Origin of the sequence: Chryseobacterium sp. POE27 (genome assembly GCF_039727685.1) — a bacterium.
Lineage (GTDB): Bacteria > Bacteroidota > Bacteroidia > Flavobacteriales > Weeksellaceae > Chryseobacterium.
The window spans coordinates 3,491,682-3,511,571 of the sequence record NZ_CP152475.1 but is presented as its reverse complement, the minus strand read 5'-3'; the positions used below and the strand labels follow the sequence as shown (position 1 = coordinate 3,511,571).

At 37.4% G+C, this 19,890-nt stretch carries 19 protein-coding genes and 5 tRNA genes; 2 read left to right on the top strand and 22 right to left on the bottom strand.

Annotated elements, in window-relative coordinates; genetic code table 11:
- Positions 1-102: 102 nt before the first annotated feature.
- The 17 genes from AAHI02_RS16835 to AAHI02_RS16755 form a co-directional block, all read right to left on the bottom strand.
- Complete coding sequence (locus tag AAHI02_RS16835) at positions 103-654, bottom strand: 3'-5' exonuclease (RefSeq protein WP_346984225.1); 552 nt, start codon at positions 652-654, stop codon at positions 103-105.
- A gap of 86 nt (positions 655-740) precedes the next feature.
- Positions 741-1,304 carry a metallophosphoesterase gene (locus AAHI02_RS16830; protein ID WP_346984224.1) on the bottom strand — a complete coding sequence of 188 codons (564 nt, stop codon included), beginning with the start codon at positions 1,302-1,304 and terminating at the stop codon, positions 741-743.
- A 101-nt stretch (positions 1,305-1,405) separates the two neighbouring features.
- Positions 1,406-1,891, bottom strand: a complete 486-nt coding sequence (locus AAHI02_RS16825) for a ribonuclease H-like YkuK family protein (RefSeq protein ID WP_346984223.1) — start codon at positions 1,889-1,891, stop codon at positions 1,406-1,408.
- Between the two features lie 132 nt (positions 1,892-2,023).
- Positions 2,024-2,096: transfer RNA gene (locus AAHI02_RS16820), tRNA-Gln, on the bottom strand.
- A 675-nt stretch (positions 2,097-2,771) separates the two neighbouring features.
- A tRNA-Met gene (locus tag AAHI02_RS16815) sits at positions 2,772-2,844 on the bottom strand.
- Positions 2,845-2,937: 93 nt separating this feature from the next.
- A tRNA-Asp gene (locus AAHI02_RS16810) sits at positions 2,938-3,009 on the bottom strand.
- A 95-nt stretch (positions 3,010-3,104) separates the two neighbouring features.
- Positions 3,105-3,178: transfer RNA gene (locus tag AAHI02_RS16805), tRNA-Lys, on the bottom strand.
- Positions 3,179-3,274: 96 nt separating this feature from the next.
- Positions 3,275-3,346, bottom strand: a tRNA-His gene (locus AAHI02_RS16800).
- Positions 3,347-4,107: 761 nt separating this feature from the next.
- Positions 4,108-5,127, bottom strand: coding sequence for a hypothetical protein (locus AAHI02_RS16795; RefSeq protein ID WP_346984222.1), 1,020 nt, complete (start codon positions 5,125-5,127; stop codon positions 4,108-4,110).
- A complete protein-coding gene (locus AAHI02_RS16790; RefSeq protein WP_346984221.1) occupies positions 5,124-6,800 on the bottom strand; it encodes an APC family permease in 1,677 nt (558 codons plus the stop codon). The genes AAHI02_RS16795 and AAHI02_RS16790 overlap by 4 nt, the downstream gene beginning before the upstream one ends.
- The gene (locus AAHI02_RS16785; RefSeq protein WP_346984220.1) at positions 6,784-8,427 is read right to left on the bottom strand and encodes a hypothetical protein; all 1,644 of its coding nucleotides are present in this window, start codon (positions 8,425-8,427) and stop codon (positions 6,784-6,786) included. The genes AAHI02_RS16790 and AAHI02_RS16785 overlap by 17 nt, the downstream gene beginning before the upstream one ends.
- Positions 8,381-9,184, bottom strand: coding sequence for a hypothetical protein (locus tag AAHI02_RS16780; protein WP_346984219.1), 804 nt, complete (start codon positions 9,182-9,184; stop codon positions 8,381-8,383). The genes AAHI02_RS16785 and AAHI02_RS16780 overlap by 47 nt, the downstream gene beginning before the upstream one ends.
- Complete coding sequence (locus tag AAHI02_RS16775) at positions 9,175-9,918, bottom strand: hypothetical protein (protein WP_346984218.1); 744 nt, start codon at positions 9,916-9,918, stop codon at positions 9,175-9,177. Before AAHI02_RS16775 ends, AAHI02_RS16780 begins: the two co-directional genes overlap by 10 nt.
- Entirely contained in the window at positions 9,891-11,024 is a 1,134-nt protein-coding gene (locus tag AAHI02_RS16770; protein ID WP_346984217.1) for an AAA family ATPase, read from the bottom strand. Before AAHI02_RS16770 ends, AAHI02_RS16775 begins: the two co-directional genes overlap by 28 nt.
- Before the next feature lie 57 nt (positions 11,025-11,081).
- A complete protein-coding gene (locus AAHI02_RS16765) occupies positions 11,082-11,729 on the bottom strand; it encodes a hypothetical protein (RefSeq protein ID WP_346984216.1) in 648 nt (215 codons plus the stop codon).
- A 309-nt stretch (positions 11,730-12,038) separates the two neighbouring features.
- Positions 12,039-12,749: a purine-nucleoside phosphorylase gene (gene deoD, locus AAHI02_RS16760; protein ID WP_346984215.1), complete on the bottom strand. Its 711-nt coding sequence runs from the start codon at positions 12,747-12,749 to the stop codon at positions 12,039-12,041.
- 364 nt (positions 12,750-13,113) lie between these two features.
- The gene (locus tag AAHI02_RS16755) at positions 13,114-13,671 is read right to left on the bottom strand and encodes a dual specificity protein phosphatase family protein (protein ID WP_346984214.1); all 558 of its coding nucleotides are present in this window, start codon (positions 13,669-13,671) and stop codon (positions 13,114-13,116) included.
- A gap of 278 nt (positions 13,672-13,949) precedes the next feature.
- Between AAHI02_RS16755 and AAHI02_RS16750 the strand changes: the two genes are divergently transcribed.
- Positions 13,950-14,444, top strand: coding sequence for a hypothetical protein (locus AAHI02_RS16750; protein ID WP_346986631.1), 495 nt, complete (start codon positions 13,950-13,952; stop codon positions 14,442-14,444).
- 284 nt (positions 14,445-14,728) lie between these two features.
- Positions 14,729-14,890 carry a hypothetical protein gene (locus AAHI02_RS16745; RefSeq protein WP_346984213.1) on the top strand — a complete coding sequence of 54 codons (162 nt, stop codon included), beginning with the start codon at positions 14,729-14,731 and terminating at the stop codon, positions 14,888-14,890.
- A gap of 266 nt (positions 14,891-15,156) precedes the next feature.
- Here the strand turns inward: AAHI02_RS16745 and AAHI02_RS16740 are convergent, their stop codons facing one another.
- The 5 genes from AAHI02_RS16740 to AAHI02_RS16720 form a co-directional block, all read right to left on the bottom strand.
- Entirely contained in the window at positions 15,157-16,926 is a 1,770-nt protein-coding gene (locus AAHI02_RS16740) for a DUF2135 domain-containing protein (RefSeq protein WP_346984212.1), read from the bottom strand.
- Positions 16,865-18,139 carry a VIT domain-containing protein gene (locus tag AAHI02_RS16735; RefSeq protein WP_346984211.1) on the bottom strand — a complete coding sequence of 425 codons (1,275 nt, stop codon included), beginning with the start codon at positions 18,137-18,139 and terminating at the stop codon, positions 16,865-16,867. The genes AAHI02_RS16740 and AAHI02_RS16735 overlap by 62 nt, the downstream gene beginning before the upstream one ends.
- 111 nt (positions 18,140-18,250) lie before the next feature.
- Positions 18,251-19,018: an SH3 domain-containing protein gene (locus AAHI02_RS16730; RefSeq protein ID WP_346984210.1), complete on the bottom strand. Its 768-nt coding sequence runs from the start codon at positions 19,016-19,018 to the stop codon at positions 18,251-18,253.
- Entirely contained in the window at positions 18,969-19,277 is a 309-nt protein-coding gene (locus AAHI02_RS16725) for a hypothetical protein (protein ID WP_346984209.1), read from the bottom strand. Before AAHI02_RS16725 ends, AAHI02_RS16730 begins: the two co-directional genes overlap by 50 nt.
- A 3-nt stretch (positions 19,278-19,280) precedes the next feature.
- Positions 19,281-19,868 (bottom strand): L,D-transpeptidase, encoded by a 588-nt coding sequence (locus AAHI02_RS16720; protein ID WP_346984208.1) that lies wholly within the window; start codon positions 19,866-19,868, stop codon positions 19,281-19,283.
- Positions 19,869-19,890 lie beyond the last annotated feature (22 nt).

Below are 19,890 nucleotides of genomic sequence, written 5' to 3'. Positions count from 1 at the left end.
ATGATGTAAAGTAAAATAGGAATTACGTAATCTTTTTGCGTAGTAAAAATAATCTCTATCATACATTAAATTACATTGCTATATTGTTACACTGCTACATTGTTACATTTGTTCCAAGCACCAATGCAGAATCTTCGCAATATTCTTCGCATCATCTACTCCACGGTGATGAGTGCCTTCCAACGTAAGGTTCAATTCATCTAAAGCCCTTGCCATCCCTACACTTTTGCGGACGGTCGGATGCAATTCACCGAACAGGGTTTTGACGTTGATATGGTCATCGCTTAAAGGATAATCTACCTTAAATCGTCTTGCCTGATTCTGAAGCATATTCAGGTCATAGTTTCCGTAGCTTGCCCAGGTTAGGTTTTCAGCATCACATTCTGCCCTGAGAATATCCAAAGCATCTTCAAACATAATCCCTTCATCATCCAGCATTTGCTGGGTAATGGAAGTCAGCTCCGTACAAAACGGACTTACTTTTGAAAATTGAGGCTTCACGAGAATTCCTTCGTTCTGTGAGATTTTTCCGGATTTCGCATCCATGATACAGACTCCGATTTCAATAATCTCACTTTCCTGACCCCTCGGCGGCCGGTCGTCCCAGCATGTCGCTTCAAGGTCTATTATTAATATATTTTCTGTTGTTTTCATTTGTTTAAAATGTTAAGGTTTGGAAGTCTGGTGATGGAAGCCGGAAGTTTTTGCAGTTCCAGCCTCGATCTCCATCTTCTGTTTATTTAATTTCTTAGCGCAAACGGCGGCGTCCATTTTTTCTTTTTCATAATTTCCTTTACTTCTTCGTAAGAAACAGGATAGAAATTATGACAATCGACTCCTACATCGAAACTAAGCTTCATTTCATCATCAGGTAAAGTACCGTGAGAGTGTCCGTAAAGTTGCCATATTCCGCGATGCGAGCCATTCCAGGTTCTCATTGCATAATGGAAAAGAATTATTTTTTGCTTGCCGTTGCTGTTTTCAGGTTCATCAATCCTTAATTCGTGATAATCTCTTATGGATTCGAATCTCTTAGGATATGTTAAGGCCGCACCTTCATGATTTCCCTTTATTAAATGGATATTGCCGTTAAGGCGATTCAGGACTTCCTTTGTAAAATCCGGTTTGCCTAAGCTCACATCACCCAAATGGTAGACGACATCGTTTGTTCCGACTTTCTCATTCCATCGCTTAATAAGTTCTTCATTCATCTGATTCAAAGACTCAAAAGGCCGTTCTGAGAATTTTATAATATTTTCGTGACCAAAATGATGGTCAGCGGTAAAAAATATATTAGGTTTCATTTTTTGTTTAATTTTAATTGTTTATTATTTTAAATCGAGTCAGAAGTCTTATTACGCTGTTAAAAATTTCCAGCTTCCTTCATCCTAGCTCCCTGCTTATTTTACACCATCATATCAGCACAATTGGAACTTGCGAAAGCAAAAGGTTTTGCTTTAAATACATATCCCATTCCCAAAATATATCCCATGGCGTCCTTTAATGCAACATTGGATTTGAAATCAGGGTCGGTATTGATATCTGCATGCACCTCCATTTCCACACCGTAAGCATCCAGTACAGCACATATGGCATAAGCAATTTCTACGGATTTATTCACCTCATTCAGCATTCGTTCTTTGATACTGATATTCTGTATTTCTCTTTGTTTTCTGATAAAGGTAAACGCTCCTTTTCCTTCACGGATAAAGACAACTGCCGTCGCATAATTAATGGCTTCTCCGTAAACGTGAGAGTCTGAACCCACACATACTTTCAGTCGGTGACCATTAGCCTGTTCGCGGATAATAGCTTCTTCTACCAGCTGCGTAATTGGGCTTTGGAAAATCTTTCCAGTCATATTCTGCCATATTTGTTGTTGCGTTTCCATTTTTTCTACATGTTTTTGTTTTGTTTAAATTTTAATAATTTTTGCGTTAATGATGAATTGTCAATTCGTCTTGCTTGTCAATTTTTTAATTCATCCACAATTAAAATTCACGATTGACTATTCGCCATTTTGTTGATTCATCAGGACTTGAACCTGAACAACAAGAGTCAAAGTCTTGTGTGCTGACCAATTACACTATGAATCAGTTTTATAAGCAATGAGTAATTAAAATGTTTAGAACCATCTACACAACTGTTCCTGTTATTTTTATTTTATCATTTGAAGAAAAGCAAGCCTGTCTTAATTTTTGTTTGATATAAGAACTTCTGCGCTTTGACAGACTTTTCTTTCCTCGGAACTAATCTCATTTTAGTTATTTGAGATGGTTGTGGGAGTGTTCATGATCATCTTTATTTTTTATTTAAATTCACGAATGTTTTACATTTCAAACCCACTCATCTTACGCAACGGTTTTGCAGACCGCCCCGACTCTTCCACTTCGGCGAACCATCGTTTTGTTAGTAATCAGTAATGAGCAATTTCCTCTTATTGATACATTGTTAAGTTTCATTTAAAAATAAAGCCTGTCCTAATTTATTTGATATAAGAACTTCTGCGCTTTGACAGACTTTATTCTCTAAAATTTATATTATGTTTAAAACTTTAAATTTTTTCCTTCCATTACAGCATCAAATTGAGTTAAGAAAAGCCTGTCTATATGTCTGTGTTTTTTTTGACTTAAAGATCGTCTGCGCTTGACAGACTTTTCCTTTCTCTTGAAACAATTGTTTTATTTGAATGGTGAATAATCAATTCGCTATGCTCTGCAATTTTTAAATTCACTGGCGAAGCAAAATTCACCATTGACTCACATTCTTAGTAATTTCGGAAGGATTCGAACCTTCAACCTTCGGCTTATGAAACCGACACTCTAACCATTGAGCTACGAAATCGTCTTTTTTTTCGTGAATAATCCAGTTTTGCAGATTCACTTTAAAAATCCTTTCCGAGAGACAGTCGGATCAGAAATTTTCCGTGAATCTTTGCGGTCTATACAGGAGTCGAACCTGCAGTCCCCGAGAGACAGTCGGGAAGGTTAGCCATTACCTCAATAGACCTTTTCTTCGTGAATAGTCAATTGTCAATTTGCTTTGCTTATCAATTTTTAAATTCACTTGTGAAACAAATTCACCATTGACCATTCACATTTTTGTAATCCCAGAAAGATTTGAACTTTCAGCCCCCGGTTTAAAAGACCGGTGCTCTAACCATTTGAGCTATGAGATTGTTGATGTTGTGAATAGTCAATTGTCAATTTGCTTTTGCTTGTCAATTTTTAAATTCACTTGTGAAACAAATTCACGATTGACCATTCACATTTTTGGGTATCTCCGGGGATCGAACCCTGTTCTCCGGTGCCACAAACCGACGCTTTACCAATAAGCTAGAGAAACCATAAAGCATAAAAAAAACGCCTCTTTATGGGAGGCGCTTTATATTTTCAGACGTGTCAGTGTATTAGCTGACCCATTTATATAAGCACCTTTTATTTAAAAATCCATTATCTAGAGCATATGCACAAGCTGATCCCACCGGTTTTTGTCCGTGTAATTCTGAATGTTGATGAAATATGTTTCTAAATTGTTTCATTTTATTATTTTAAAAAGTTTTTGAAATACTGAAAACCTGTTGCTTTCAATTTTCGGTTGCAAAGTAAATATGATTTTTTTTAACTCACAAATTTATTTTTAATTCAAATGCCTGAAAATCAATACATTAAATGTTAGTTTTAATGTAGAAAATACCTGTCCGCAATACTTTGCAGATACCTTTACTACCTAAATGACTGTCTCTCATCGGTTTACTTATCACTTCTTATTTTCTTATTAATTGTTCATTGTTGATTAAAAAATTTTCAATTTTATGGTTATTTTTTTTCATTCTAAATAATTTCTACTCTAAAAAACACAAAAAACGCCCCGTTTATCGAGGCGTTTCTGCAATATTTTGATTTAATTTTTACGAGATTATTGTAAATAATTTTCAAAGCAAGCACATTTCGCCTCATTCAATACCATCCATTCATATCCAAACGATCCCTTTACTACAGGGCAATCGCATAGATTTAAACTGATATGTGCTCTTTGTATTGTCATAATTTTGTTGCCGCAAAGATAATTCTTTTTCGTAATTTTTTTTCTGAAATTATTGGATTATCAATTTCTGAACATCTTATTCCTTCCCGTTTTATATCTCGAAATATCTTTCAGAATCACCTCATCATCGGGATTAAAATGTTTTAATTCGTTCACAATTTCTGAACGGGTGACCACTTTTTCAGCAATAATTTCATACGCAATATTTCTTGTGGGCACCCGAAGTTCCGGAGCTTTTTTAAATTCGTGTTTCATGGCTTCCAGATAAATGATCTTTTTATCAGAAGGTGTCCGGCTGTAAATTTCCTGAATTTCCTGTCCGAGCTTTTTAACATCACCAATATTGGCAAAATAGTTTTGCAAACAATTAAGCGGATCATGATTTTCTTCCCATCCTCTGAGAAGAACTTTCTGGGCTTCAGTTGGCATATTCATTTTATTCCGGTACACCAAAGAAGCTTTTACCATTTGATAACTCATTAGATAATCGTCAATAACCATTTGATAAAAAAGAAAAGCATTCTCCGTATCATCAATTATTTTGTACAGATCGCCCACTTTTTCTTTCTGCTGAAGCTCTTTATAGAGGGTAATCGCTTTATCATATTGCTTAGCGAGTACATAGCAGTTTGCAGCATCCGCTTTATTGTACAGCTTTTTGAGATAAACGGCCGCGGCTTCGTTGTAAAATCCACCTTGCTCCAGTGTTTTGGCAGCCCTGTAATAGTCTTTAAGCAAATTCATATAAACGACCGCCGCTTTTTTGTATTCATTATTCTGAATATGCTTTTCGGCAATATCTTCATACATACTTTTCAAGCGATCGAATAACGATGAATCTAAAGGAACTCCGCCACCGCCATATTTTTTCTGCGCAGGTGGCAGAGGATCTTTCTCTTTACTTTGTAACAGAATAATCATAACCACAGCGATACAGGCAAAAAATATAAATTTAAACACACTCGCCAAGGCATCCTGCATAGCTTCCTGCGACCATTGCGCGATCATGGCAATAATCTTAATCGCCACAAGAACAAAAAAGGCAACCAGGAATTTATCTAAAAACTTTGTTTTCTTCATTTCTTCCCTGATTTTAGAATGTCCATATCTTCACTGAATAACCTGTACAGAAGCACAATAACGCCGATGATCAGCAGCCATACCAGCCAATTGTAGCCAAAGGTTTGGATCAACGGATAGAAAATATACAGCAACGCGGCCGCCAGTAAAACAATGAGAATCATTTTGATTCCTTCTGAAACATATTCACCGCCCATATATAATGGTTTTTTCCTTACAAAATAAGAATACCCGGCTACCAACCCGATCATCGCCAGAATCATCAAGGTAATTTCTGAAACGGAAGTTTCCTTTCTTTTAACATCATTTACATTTATATAAGGAGTTTTTGCCCCGGAATCTTTATGGAAAACAACCATGGGATCTGTTGTACGCGAGGTTCCGTAAATTCTGGATAAAGAATCATAAATCGTCCTTTTTCTCATTTCCACAATATCATCAGCAAGAAGTTTCTGAGAGACTTTTGACATGGTATTTCCAGGATCTTTCCTTATCGAATCGAGGATCTTCGTGTGATAACCTTCTGTTTTAAGTCTCACCAGGTCTTCTGTTTTTTTAAGATAAACATTCTTTAGGGAATCTCTGGATTTTTTCTCTTTTAGTCTGTACTCTTCAATTTTCCACAGAATCACGTCTCCGTTACCATTAACCTGTTCATATTCCTGTATCAACTGCCTTCTTTCTTTTCCGTACAAAGAATCGATAACCATGTCAATTTTGGTGACTCCGGATTCAAAAGCAAGCTTGTTTTCTGGTGCCGTCTCAACAGTATGATCATTGTAAAGATCTGTTGAAACGTGAGAGACTGCAAGTTGCTCAGGATTGTTTTTCTTTGAGTCTATGACAAAAATGATAATGACGACAAGAATTATAAATCCTAATAACACTTTCCACGAATCTTTCGATTTTTTAGATGAATTTTGAGGCTGTTTATCATCATTACTCAAATTACCACCCATCCCGAACATTCCGAAATCAAAATTAAAATCTCCCCAACCACCTCTCAATGTACTGTGAATATCCAGCGGAACGCCAAAATAAACTGCCCGTTCAGGATATTTAGTAATATAAGCAATGTACTTTTCTATTTCTTCCAAATTTCCTTCCATTACCTTTTTCAGATCAAAAGGGAGATTTTTCATCCATTCTTCATCCGTCTGGGGATTCATCAGCTGTTCCAGCAGATCGTCATCATTCATGTTTACCTGAAAGCTGCGGATCTTCTGTGGAATATTTATTCCGTTCAGCGGCTTTCTGATGCCTGATTCTGTTATCGAGGAATCCTGCAAAACGGTTATCCAGTCAATCTCTTCCGTCAATCTTACAAGGCCAAAGTCCGGATGCATAATGATATATTGAGCGTCCTGATATTTCCAGTCTTCAGCAATAAGTTTTGGATAGAAATCTGTATTTTCAGGAATAAACAACCGCTGGCTGAAACATTGAAAGTATCTATGCTGCCCGATATCAGCGGGAGCAGTATGAGTAAAGACCAAAAGACATCCGTACAAAACATTCGGTTCCTGCGAAGGGATTGCAAACGATTGTACTGTTTTAAGATCAATACCCAGCAATTCCATTTCCTGCAGCCAGACCCGAGGTGAGGAGCTTCTGATCAGCACCCCTGTTTTTGGATAATTATTTTTCGGAAAAGGTTTAATCTTCAGTTCCATATTCCAGTATTTGATCGATAAATCTTTTCAGGTAATCTTCATACATTTCCTGTATTTCTTTTACTTTAAGCAATGTATGCTGTGGCAGATAATATTCTGCACCTCCGAATTCACTATCAGAAGCAATAGCTGTCTCACGGTATTCCATTGTGGGAATATAAAATACAGGGATATTAGCATTAATACTCCGGAATGTGATGATGCCGCGTGAATCTGTTATAATCTCACTGCCTTCAGAAAATGTAAATTTATTTTTACTCTGGCTTGCCTTGATGATTACCGGTAATTCATTTTTCATGAGATAAAGAGTAGTCCCGAAAATTATTAGATCATTTTTTGAAATAACGAGGTTATGACCACTGTTGATTCCAATTAAAGTAAAATTACTTAGTATTTTAAATTTATTAAACTTCAGCTTATCCAGTTCAATCTTTACTTTTCCGACGTTTTTAGCAATTTCGGAATCATTGCGTACGATTTGCACGGAGACTTCTCCTTCGACATTAACTTCAAATATTTCACTTAAACGTTCTTCGTGCAGATAAAAATGTTTATTAAAATACACCAGCTCTACATTGACAGGAATATCAAATCCCGCGACATTCAGCTCGGAATACTCTTTTGTTTGAATGTTGAGTTTTGAGATCAAATTCTTAGCAGGCTGATACTGGCACAGGATAAATTGTTGCTGCTTATTTTTTGCCAGGGCAAATTGCCCCTGATCTTTAACGGAAATATTTTCATACAGGACCTCGCAACCCCGATGCGTCCAGTAGCTTTCATAATACCCTTTATTGTAATAATTATCCGTAAGATGCGTCCTCAGCAATTGCTTTTTACTGCTCAAAATAAAGAATTCGCCCTCATAAAGAAAGGTAGCAATCTGCTGCTTGGGAACCGGAAAGAGTAGCGGATAATTCTTAGGTACATCTGTCTTAACTCCCTGTTCTGTAACATTATTGGATCTTTTTCTCTTTTTTGAAGGTGGATTGGCCCATAATTCCTTCAAGGGAAGCATTATTTTCTGAACATGTTTCCTGATTCCTTTCTGATGTTTAAAAAAATTCAGTTCGCCGTCCGCAGAAGTCGTTACCAGAAACTTGAGCCGGTCGCGATTCTCATTAATAACTTTCTGAAGGTTCTGATTTTTTATATTATCTTCATGAGTAATGAAAAAGACTTCCAGATCCTTATCGGTATGTTCTTCATTAAAAAACTTTTCCAGCGCTTTTGAAACTTCCAGAACGGGACTCACGAAATTCAGATTGTCAATGACGTCTTCCACTTTATTCAGTGATAAGGGAACGATATGTTCTCCTAACGCAAAAACTTTACATTCGGTGTGTGCTTTCGGGTGTTTAATCACTGCTATAGCAGAAGCAAAGGCCAATACTTTCGGAGTTCCCCAGTTTTTCAGGGAAGTATCGATCAGAATGATCCTCTCAAAGATATTTTCTTCCGGCGGAATTTCCCTCTGGATATACAATGCTTCATTGTTAGCAACGCGGTTCATAAAGATTTCATCATCATGGGCAAATTCCGACAACAACATTCTGTGAAGTTCGCCTTTATTGGTCATATCAGAAATCCCACCGATCGGCTGATCTCCCGGTGAAAGGTGACGCACCGGGATTTTCAGTCCGCTCCAGATTCTTTTTGATGAGGCTTCCGATCTGGAAAGTTTTCGGCTCTTCGGTCAGTTCCTGAATGAATTCTGCCCCGCTTTCGATGGTCGTTTCCTCTTCAAGGACTTCTTCTTTTAAATCAGGAAGGCCAATCTCATCGTTCATGGCATTGATGATAGACTCTGTGGTAGGAAACTCGTTATACAGAAATGCTAATGTTTCAATATCATTTCCAAATACAGATAAAGTCAGGTCCTCTTTATCAGCACAAGCTGCAATAGAATGAGTATTGCGTTCAAATCTCCGGATAACAGCTTCCGAATATTCTGCTGATATTCCGATATGCTTATATCTGAAAATTGTTTTTAAAAGAATAATTTTATTGGAGGATCTTTTTAAAGAATTACCGAGATGTATTAAATTCTCTAAAAAACTTCGTGCTTCATCAATATCATTTTCAAAATCTCTTCCCGGAAATGCATTTTTATATTTTCTGATATGATAAAATATACCATCCAGATTTAAATATCCATCCTGCATTGCATACAATACCAGCAGCAATGAACCAAATGGCGGAAAACTCTGGTCTTTTAATTCTTTGAGAATACCAATGATATAAGCCCTGTACGCGATAGGTCCTACATTCGGAACCGAAATAAGATTGTTTTCATGGTATCCGGTATCATCGGGAACATCTTCATCGGTGGTCCACTCCCAGAAATAACTTTTATAAGACTGAAAATAATCTTTTACTTCCATGCTTTTGCTTTTTCAGTCAGACGAAATGAACTTACGGACAATTTCCGGAAGTCGCTTTTAAAAACAGGAAGAAAACTTCCATTTACGTTCCATAAAAGCCATTGATCGCGGTTCGCATTATATTTTCTTTGCAGTAAAGAACTCAGGTTTTTAAATTCAAAATCAAAGCCTGCAGGAATGAGATGATCATCCTTTGCCCAGTACGTTTTTCCCGGAAAGCTCAGTAATGGTGTTCCCAGAAACAGGGCTTTATCATCAATGATAATCCAATCCAGCTTTTCAAGCTTAAATTTGGGTAAAGCAATCAAACTGTGTTTTATTTCATTAATTGAACTTAATAAAGCAACAGCAGGTTTCTCATCTTCACTGACCTTTAATTTTACCTCAACTTTTTCATCAATTCCGAAAAAATTATTGTTGGAAACCGGGAATGTAAGCCGTAAGGCTTTATCGATAGGCGTCCAAAGTAGTGCTGATCTTATTTTCTTACTGGGAACCAAAGCATTTTTACGAAACAGCAATCCGTCCCGCAGTTCGTACAATATGAAGTTGGGTAACTGCTGGATTTCGGGTGAAACAGCCTGCTCGGCCGTAAAGCCTTTCAACCAGATCGTTTCATCATCCAAGGCAATCTGAATATTGCTCCAGGCACGGATTGAACCTAAATATTCTTCATCCAAGCGAGGGATTTCTGCCCAGAATTCTTTTATATGCTCTGAAGGATCTTTTGCCATAGACTTTCAATTTCCTGTTGAATATATTGTTTCTGTTCAGGGTTCCTCATCCAATCGCAGCGGGTCTGAAGATATCTCAGTTTATCTTTGATCACATTCTGTTCTTCAAAGCTCAGTGTTCCGCTGTTCCACTTCTCTACGAGAATCTGTATGTCTTTCATGACCTCCTCGGGATCAGGGGTTTTATTCTGGAGTGCCTGTGGATGGGCTTTCGGATGTTCGTCTTTCTCGATAGTCCTGTTGATGATGCCTTCCAGGATTTCGATCTGTTCTTCGGTATCCCAGATGTGTTTCAGCACCCAAAGGTCAGAGACTACAGCCTCATTTCTTCCACAGATCAGAGCGCTTGCAGCGATAAGATTCTGCATTTTTACAGCTCTACGATCAGATATTGCAATTCCTGTATTCCGGAGGCTGATGATCGTGTTGAGGTACACCTCATAAATCGGCTTCAGATCTACCGCCTTACAAAGATTTTGTAACTCTCTGATCTCATGCGAAAGGATTTCCGGCATTTCAGTTTCGGTATTGTTTTCGAGTTTTCTTCCTGCCAGAAGTACTTGGTGAAGAAGTTCAGGGTTTACATAATCGACATTGATCCTGATGAGAAAACGGTCGAACAATGCGTTCAGTGCTTCGTCTTCGGGAAGGACATTGCTGGCACCAACGAACATAAGCGCCGGAAGATGCCTTGTTTCTTTTCCTCTTTTAAAGATCTTTTCATTTAAAGCCATTAGCAGAGAGTTCAGGATGGCAGAATTCGCATTGAAAATTTCGTCCAGAAAAACCAGAGAAGCTTCAGGCATCATCCCTTCGGTATTCGTCAGCAATTCACCTTCTTTTAATCTTCTGATATCAAAAGGTCCGAAAATCTCGTTCGGTTCGGTGAAGCGGGTCAAAAGATATTCGAAGTTCTTTCCATCTTTGACGGTTTTGGCCAATGTTCTTACGATTGCAGACTTAGCTGTTCCGGGAGGGCCATATAGAAAGGCATTTTCCTTTGCAAGCAGACAGATTCCCAGCAAATCGATGACGTCATCTTTTCCTACGAAAGTATCTTTAACGTATGTGAGAACTCTGTTTAATTTTTCTATATTCTGAGCCATTTGTTGTATGATATATTTGTAAGGCAAGGTTCATTTTTAATATGCAGCCTTAAGTTATTAAAGATTTACTTGTTCATATTTTTTTAATTCTTTCCAGAAAACTTCTTTGTACATTCCAAATTCAGCAATCAGCAATCGGTTGATGAACGGAAGTTCGGCTAATGAATAGACTTTCTTTTCCACGATTCTTTCAAAGTATAATTTCCGGTAGGTCATGTCGCTGAGTTCTTTTTCCCAGTTGATGTTTTCCAGTTCCAGATTAAATCCTACCGCTGAATAATGAAATTCTGTTAAAATATTTTCCAGTAATTTGATCAATTGATCTTCCGGATCAGCCTGCTGTAAAGCCAGAATGATCTGCGGTAAAAACCTTAATGATAAATCTGCGGATAAGATGGCTGAAGCATCTCTCTTTCCATTAAAGGGCGGAATCAACCTGTTTAAATCCTTTGCCGTATTTTCTCTTATTAAATACAGCTGTGCGCTGTGATACAGAACTTTTGCCGCCCAGACCGCAGCTTCTTTATCATAGCTGATGGTATCGAATAAAAATTCCAGCCGTTCTTTTTCAAACTCTGTTTCCAGATATTCGGCGGCATCGTTTTCTTCTTTCCGGGAAATTTCCTGAAGATCTGTGAAAATAGTGATGCATTCTTCTTGTCGAAGCAGAAATAAGGTGTCTAAAAACGGCGATTGGGCTTTCATGATATAACAAAAATAGAATTATTTCTTTGAGAATAAAACTTTTCAGTGTTGGTATTTGTTAATTTAATAATGAATCTGTTAAATCAATTAACATGAGTCTGTATAAGTAATATGCTTCAATAGCGTCGGGCTTTAGCCCGACTTTTCAAATAACGAACAAAATAAAGGCTTCAGCCGAAACCTACTATAAGTTTCGGCTGAAGCCTTTATGGTTTTTAATCATTATAAATGGGCTAAAGCCCATTCGTATTGAAAAAAGCCTTACTTGTATGTAAAGCCCTTAACATGATTTATAGATAATATTATCTTTTACAAACTTTTCAAAGCAGATTCCAGTGCCAGTTCCATCATAGGTTTCAACGCTCGTTCTCTTTCGTCAGCAGAGATCTTTTCGTGGGTCGGGATGATATCGGTAACGGTAAGAACCGTCGCTGCATTTTTGCCTAAATGTTTCGCATTGGCAAACAATCCAAAGGCTTCCATTTCTACCGCCGGGCAGTTGTATTTTGTTGCGATAGTGGGTACCGCAGGATCCTTTCTGTAAAAAATATCGCTGCTGTGAACATTGATGGATTTTGTCTTTAACGAAAGTTCTTCTGCTGTTCTGTTGATGGTGTCATAGATATTTCCCTGATGCGGAAGTATTTCATCTTCTATTTCCCAGGCATATTTGGCATAAGTACTTTCACTGGCTGCATTTTCAACATTTAAAATATCAAAAAGCTGAAGATCTGTACTGTAAGCACCGCAGGTTCCGATTCTGATGATCGTGTCTACCTCATATTCTGTGAACAATTCAAAAGAATAAATCCCGATGCTCGGAAAGCCCATCCCACTGGCGCCAACGGTGATTTCTTTTCCTTTATATAACCCTGTATAATAAAAAATACCTCTCGTTTTGCTTACCAGTTCGGCATTTTCAAGATATTTTTCGGCGATAAACTGTGCACGAAGCGGGTCTCCCGGCTGCAATACTACTTTCGCAATTTCTCCTTTACCGGCACTAATGTGAATACTCATAATCTTATTTTCAGTGTGGCAAAGATAACAAGAAAATATTTTTCGGAAGGAATCAGGATTTCTTTATCGGGGATCGTCTTTGTTGTGAAAATGGCTCCCGCAGATTGAGCGGATTGAGCAGATTTTTTTTATTAAGATCTGCAGAATTACCATAATCTGCGGGAGAATATTTTTCAGTGGTTTCGTATTAGCTTTTCTCGGAATCGGTGATTCTGTGAAAATGCTCCCGCAGATCGAGCGGATTGGGCAGATTTTTTTCATCCAGATCTGCGTAATTACTAATGATCTGCGGGAGCTCATTTTTCAGGTAAATTAAAAGACTTAATTTAAATAAAGAAAGTTTATTGGTTAAGCCAATGAAGCCTTACTGCTCCACTTTCCTTTTCTTATAATGGGTAAGATAGATGCCTTTCTCCGAGTTTTTTGAAAAATTGGTTCCGAATTCCCAGAACAAACGGGCATTTTCCCTGGCTTTTTCGTTGGTGAAGTTTTCATATTCGATTCTGTAAATAGAACTGAACAAGCGGGAACGCCCAACCCCGTGATGACAGTGGATAAGAACAGGATAATTTTCCGGATCATCCATGATTTTCAAAAACTTCTGTACCGTGCTGTCCTGAGGAATCTGATCGGTAGGTAAGTTATAATAATGGAGACCTGCAATTTTATCCGCTGCAAATTCTTCGGCATTTACCTGCTTTTTTGTTTCCGGATTCAAAGCGGTCTGTACCAGGCCGTCACGTAAATCGACAATGGTTTTTATTTTGTGATCGCTTACGAAATCTGCCAGCTTTTCCGGAGGAACAGCACCCGAATTATAGACCTTGTTTTCTGAAATCGTAACGAGATTATAACGCACTTTTTTCTGATACAATACAAATGCAAGAACCAGCACAGCAATGATCACTAATGAAATTATCATTCTTTTGACAGTATTATTTTTAAAACTCAGATTCATAGACTCTTTGAAATACAATTCGATACTGCGAATCTACAATCTTTTTTTAAGAAGAGAACAAAATATCCGGTTGATGTATTATCTACGCCTCTATACATTCCTGAGAATTTATTTACGGAGTTGCGCCCCGGTCATGCTGTAACTTGCTTTAATTTTTTTCTTTTAAAAATTTTCTTACTTTTGTTTCTATTAAAACACACGATTTTATTTTATTCAACATATTAATTTTAAAATCAAAAATGATGGGATTAACAAATTTAAATTCTACCCACCTGAGCAGTACAAAGATCACTGCAGCGCAAGATGCCATCGCATTACTGGAAAGTGCACTTGCTGAAATCACAATCAATCTTTCGGCCGCTGACCGTAAAAAATATGGTAGCATCAATGAGCAAAACAAACTGTTTGTCAACAAGGTTCACGACTATCACCAAAGTCAGCCCAACCTCAGTTCTCCCGAAGTCGACTGGAATGAATTCTACAAAGACCACAGTTCACGCAATGCTATGGAAACGATGATCAGCAAGCTTGAAAGCATTATTACCCGTCTGAACAACGCCAAAACGCTGCATGATTTCGATAATTATCAGTCGGCATTAGATGATTATTCTTACACAGCATACAAGGCAGGAACTTCTGCAGTGGGATTTGAAGACAAGTTTAGAGATCTGAAACAGTTCTTCGCCAAACCTACTCCACCCGAATCCTCATCTAAAGAAAATAAAGAGGAAAAATAATACTGAAGCCCCTTCGACCAAAACGGAGGGGTATTTTTATGTCCTCAACAACGCTTTACCTCTCACGACACGTTTTGAATGGTCGGAAGACATTGTTTATGGGGCGCGATACGTCCGTGAAGGGTCCGGTGACGTCTTTCAGGGCTCCGGCGGGGTCTTTTACAGGTCCGGCGCCGTTCTTTACCTGTCGCGAGACGTCTTTCATGGGTCCAGAGACGTTGTGTAACGTGTCTGGAGGCGTCCAAGACCCCGTCGGAGACGTCCATAACCTCGCCGGATAGGTAATGAACGTGTCGAAAGGGGTCATACAACGTGTCGGAACCCTTACAGAAAGTGTCTGGACCGGTCCGGAACGTGTCGGAAGAGGTTGGAAACGGCAAATTTGTAGTTTTGAAGGACATGAATGGGACGCTCACGCCAACGGAGCTATTCAAAAATATAAATGATCTCTTTATTTTAGATGAAATAAAAATCTATATTCTGAGAATGTTTATATCTAGATCCTGATTTAGATTTTGGCTAAAGCCAAACCGAGTTTGGTATTATAAAAACGGGCTAAAGCCCGTCCCTATTGATTTTGATTACAATAAAAAGTGCCTGCATTGCTGCAGACACCTCAAACTCAAACTTCTTCTTACACATTGATCATTATATTAACATAATCATCTTTAATTTAGTATGTCTTATCATCGATTTTCAGAAATTATTTTTATTAAAATTCGAACTCACCGATTAGAATCCCGTCTTCATTTCTGTCATCTTCTTTTTGGTTCTGAAATACGACGATCTTTCTTTCCTGCCTACCGGTCGCATAATTGATATAAATTTCCGCCATAATGGCTGTCGGACCGGCAATTCCTACCTGTCGCTCGCCGAAGAAATTGGTCTGGATTTTATATTTACCTTTCAATGCTTTTTTCAGGAGAAACTGTTCGGGACCGAAGCCTCTTGTAAAATCGTCACTTAATCTGCCTCCGATTTCTGTTTCTTTATTTGAATAATAGCAGCGTTCATTGTTAGGATCCGTTACCCAGAGATCGATATCAGTATCGTCTTTATTCCAGTTGATCACGACGCGGATGTTTACCGGAAGATCGGCGATGATCTTAGGATTGATGTTTTGAAGATCCAATTTTGCTCCATGATTTGCGATAAGCTGATTGATTTCCATAATGATAATTTCTTCAATTCCGTTGTCACGATCTGCCAGCTCTTTCGTATAAGATTGGGTGAGCACTTTGTACAGATTATCAAGAGCGGCCTGGTAATTTCCGTTGTCTTCAAAAGCCAATGCAACATCCCTGTAGCTTTGGGGATCAAAAGGTCTCCATTCCAGCACCTTCTGAGCTGCAAAGAGTTCTTTGTCATATGCTTCTGCTTGCTTTAGCTTATAAGCTAATAATTTATAGAGTTCTTCGTTTTCAATGTCCAGATCTGCGATAGCACTCAATACTTTCAGCCCAAGCTTCTTATCATTATTTTTAAATAAAAGCTGTGCAACATCGAAGTAATACGGAGGAAGATCCTCATATTTTTTTCTGTTTTGAAGGTAGGTTTTGTAAATAGCTTTAGGATCATTTGTTCCACTGAAGAGCTTCATGTATTCCGCTTTGGACTCTACTTCAATGGTTTTTATTTTGCCGGGATTGATGAGTGCAGAGCTGTTTGAATATTCATTTCTGTATCCGACCTGAAGCCCTGAAACCCTTCCCTGAAGTGCCTGAGGTGCATTTGATGCCACATAAGACATTTCTTTAAGGCTCATCTGCCGCTCTCTTCTCTGCTCGGAAATTGATGCCGCAGCTCGTTCATCTCTTTTTCTCATTCCCAAAGCCCCTGTTACCACAACTTCCTGAATATCTGTTTCCCTTGCCGTATCACTTGCCACCCGACCGGATTTCGGTTCAGGATAACGTTTTGGTTTTACGGTATATTCTTTTTTCCACCATGCTTTCAGATTTTCAGTCATTACTTCGGCTTGTCCCATCAGATCTTTCAGCCTTGCATCTTTGGCAGCCCTGTTGTTTTTAACAATCGCATCAAACTGTGTTTTGAGTTCCAATGGCGGACTGATGTCATAACGGACATAGTCTTCAACATTTTCCAGCACCATTAAACTCATATTGCTACTAACCAGACCAAACTGCCTGCTCAGATCTTTGATTTCATCTTTATTCTGTTTTGAAAAAATTTCCAGCTCGTTGAGTTTTTTCTGCGCCCAGAAAGTTGAAACCTCCCAGTCTTTGACAGTCTGACTCTGAGTATTCAGGTTAATAATTTTAGTCTCCGTAACTTCATCTCCATACCCGAATTTTACTTTAACCGATGTTTGATTTTCCTTTAAAATTCCGGTCAGAACAAAATCCCGTGAAATGGTCTCAGGGATCGAAGGATACACTTCTGAGACCGAAGAATTATTTTCAATTCCCAAAAACTTCAGCGGCTGAAACAGCAATTTTCTGACTTCTTTTTTTAGGATCATTTTCATTCAGATTCAAAAACTCGCCATTGGTTTTGTTACTGATGTATTTCAGCTGATTAAAATTTGACTGATGGGATGCCGAAATCGTGTACACCGGTTTATTCCAGTTCAGTTTCAGTTCCCCGAAGGAAGACAGTCCGTCGGTAAAGAAGAGAATCTCATCTTCTTTTAGGAGTTTCAATTGTCCGAAATCTGTTCCTCCGTCGTAAGTGACCTGAAATATAAAGGATTTCAGCTCATTCCAGTTGCCTTCCGTTATTTTAAATATTTTTCCTTCCTCAAAAGTATTGTTGACAAAATAAGTTTTTACGGTAACATTTTTATTAATCCTGAAATATTCTTCCAACAACATCAATTCTTTAGTGTGATCACGCTTTTTACCGCTTAAAGAATTATCCCAGACGATCGCTATTTGATTGGGAAGTTTTTTCATTCTCTCGTTTGGGGCAATATTGACGTTAGCCAGGAAATAAGAAGAATCATCGGAAGCCTCATTCATTATTATATTCTGATTGTTTTCATGCTGAGGAAAATTGATCTTTAAATTATTCCCGGGTTTATATTTCGTTTTATGAAATTCGGCTGTCCATATATTTCCGTTTTTCACAAAATCGAATCCGCCATCAGGCTTTTCTTCCAGTCGGGGCATTTCAGCATTACTGTAAACATTTGTACGGATACTGAAATCCGGAATTTCAGAGGAATAATCCAGCGGTAAAAAATACTGATAAGAATTCCCGGAATTTTTCAACTCGTAATGGTAAGTAATCTGCAAGGTTCTTTCTCCGCCGTTGGGAGCAATCGGATAGACTGTAGTCCGAAAGTTGTTTCCTTCCACTTTCTCAAGTACTCCGGGATCAATATTTCTTTTCTTGATGGTTTCGTAGACTTCCTTTGCTTTTTCTTTTTCCACCGGGACAGCATTTCTCAGTTTGCCATTGATATCCAGTGCATAACCATTTGCATTAACTCCTTCCGGCAACGGAAAGGTGACCCTACCTTCTCTCAGCCGCCCGGAGTTGTTCTTTAACACCATGGTGATCACATTGGTAGAAATCCTGCCCACGATCTTTGTTTCGATGTTCAACTTCTGAAGAACTACCTGATCATTTCTGTTATATCCGCCCTTTTCATCAGGAATTTCGATCGTCGGAATCTGTGCAAGGCAGAAAACCGGAAAAAACAGGAGGAATTGTATATATACCCTTTTCATAGAATTTTGTTTTACAATTATTTCTATTGATATAGATACATAACAAAAGGAAAAGGTTGGAAGAGTTGTTTTTAGTATTGTTCTGACTTCGGTTAGTTTGTACTGTTCTTGTTATTTAGATTTTATTCTGCTATTATGAACATATCCTTTATTTCCTTGTTTGGTTTTGATTAAAACCCAATCTTCTGTATCATCCAAGACTTCAATATTTTCTCCGGATTTTATTTTTTGTAAGATTTCAGAAGATGCATTTTTTTCTTTTCGGAGGTTTGTGGAGCCGTCCGGATCTTGGATAGAGTAAACTGAAGAAGATTCACCTTGAATAATATATTTATTTAATATGGGAAGAATTATTAATTTATAATAGTTGGCCTCACTAACATTGAATTTTTTCATTAAATCTTCACCAAATATTTCAATAATGTTCGTGAAATCAATTGTCTTGCTTTTCCATCCCGTGTATAATGAAGGAGAAAAAAAAGCTTCAACTTTAGGCATTATTTTTAATGTTTCAATAAGGTTTTTATCTGTGAAATCTTTTTCAATTACTGGGTTTAATAATAACATTTTTTTGTCTATTGTGATTTCCGCTAAATTATCTTTAAAAAAGGTTTCATTAACAATGAAATCTTTAAGAATAGTCAAAACATAATTATTAATTTCTTTATCGTCATATTTTACCCCTTGTTGAATAAAAAAATAAGGATCATCAAGAAATAATTCAGTTACACTGTCTCCTAATAATTCTATACCTTCAGATGAAAGCTCATTATCTTTAGAGCTTTCTGATAAAATAAAAAAAGAATTTGAATCTTTAAGTTGTTGAATCCTAATGAGTAAAAGTTTGCAAAAAAAGAGTCGCCTTAAAATCATTATCATCTGTTTTATTTTTTAGATAATTAAAAAAATTGTGCCTATATTCTTTATCCAATAATTTTTCAATATGAATATTTTCTATATATGTATCCTCAAACTTATATTTCTTAAGCTCTATTTCTTCTTTAGGAAAAACAGAGTTATTCAAATCTAAATTTCCTGCTAATTCTATATTTGTTTTCATATATTTTGATGGTTGTTTTTTTTCTTGACAATCACTTAAGATCGTAAACATCAGGAAAAAAAATAATTTACTTTTCATATATTATTTAATTATTTTTAGCCTACCTGGTTTAATATCAGGATTAGATTTATGGTAGTCACTCCACCAATCATAAAATCTTTTTGCATCCGCATCCCATATTCTTATACATCCATGCGTTCTCAAAAGATCAGGATTTGGTCTTGGCTGAAATTTCTTAGTTTCCTGCCTTCCTCCATGTATTCTTATTAAAGAACGTCCGCTTTTTGCCGCTTCATCATCGTTTCCTGAAATTGGTTCAAAAGACAATCTGGGATTTGGTCCATAAGAAGTACGTTTGTCTCCTGACGCAGAACCCATAATAAAGGGTGAGGCTGATATTTGATATACGCCAAAAGGAGCGTCAGAATCTTTAACTTTCCTATCTTCTCCAGCTATTCCTTCAAGCAAACAGTCTGAAATTGTAAAAACTATTTTTCTATTATGATCATAAACCTCTATTTTACCTCTTCTACAATTATTTCTAATTGGAGTTTTTTCAATGTGGGTACACATTTTTCCAGTATAGTGTTCAGTAATTATTACATTCCATGTCCCTTTTTCTGTTGATGAAAATATCTCTTTCTTTGGTTCTTTTTGACATTCGAACACTTTTGCTTTATAATTTTTCCCA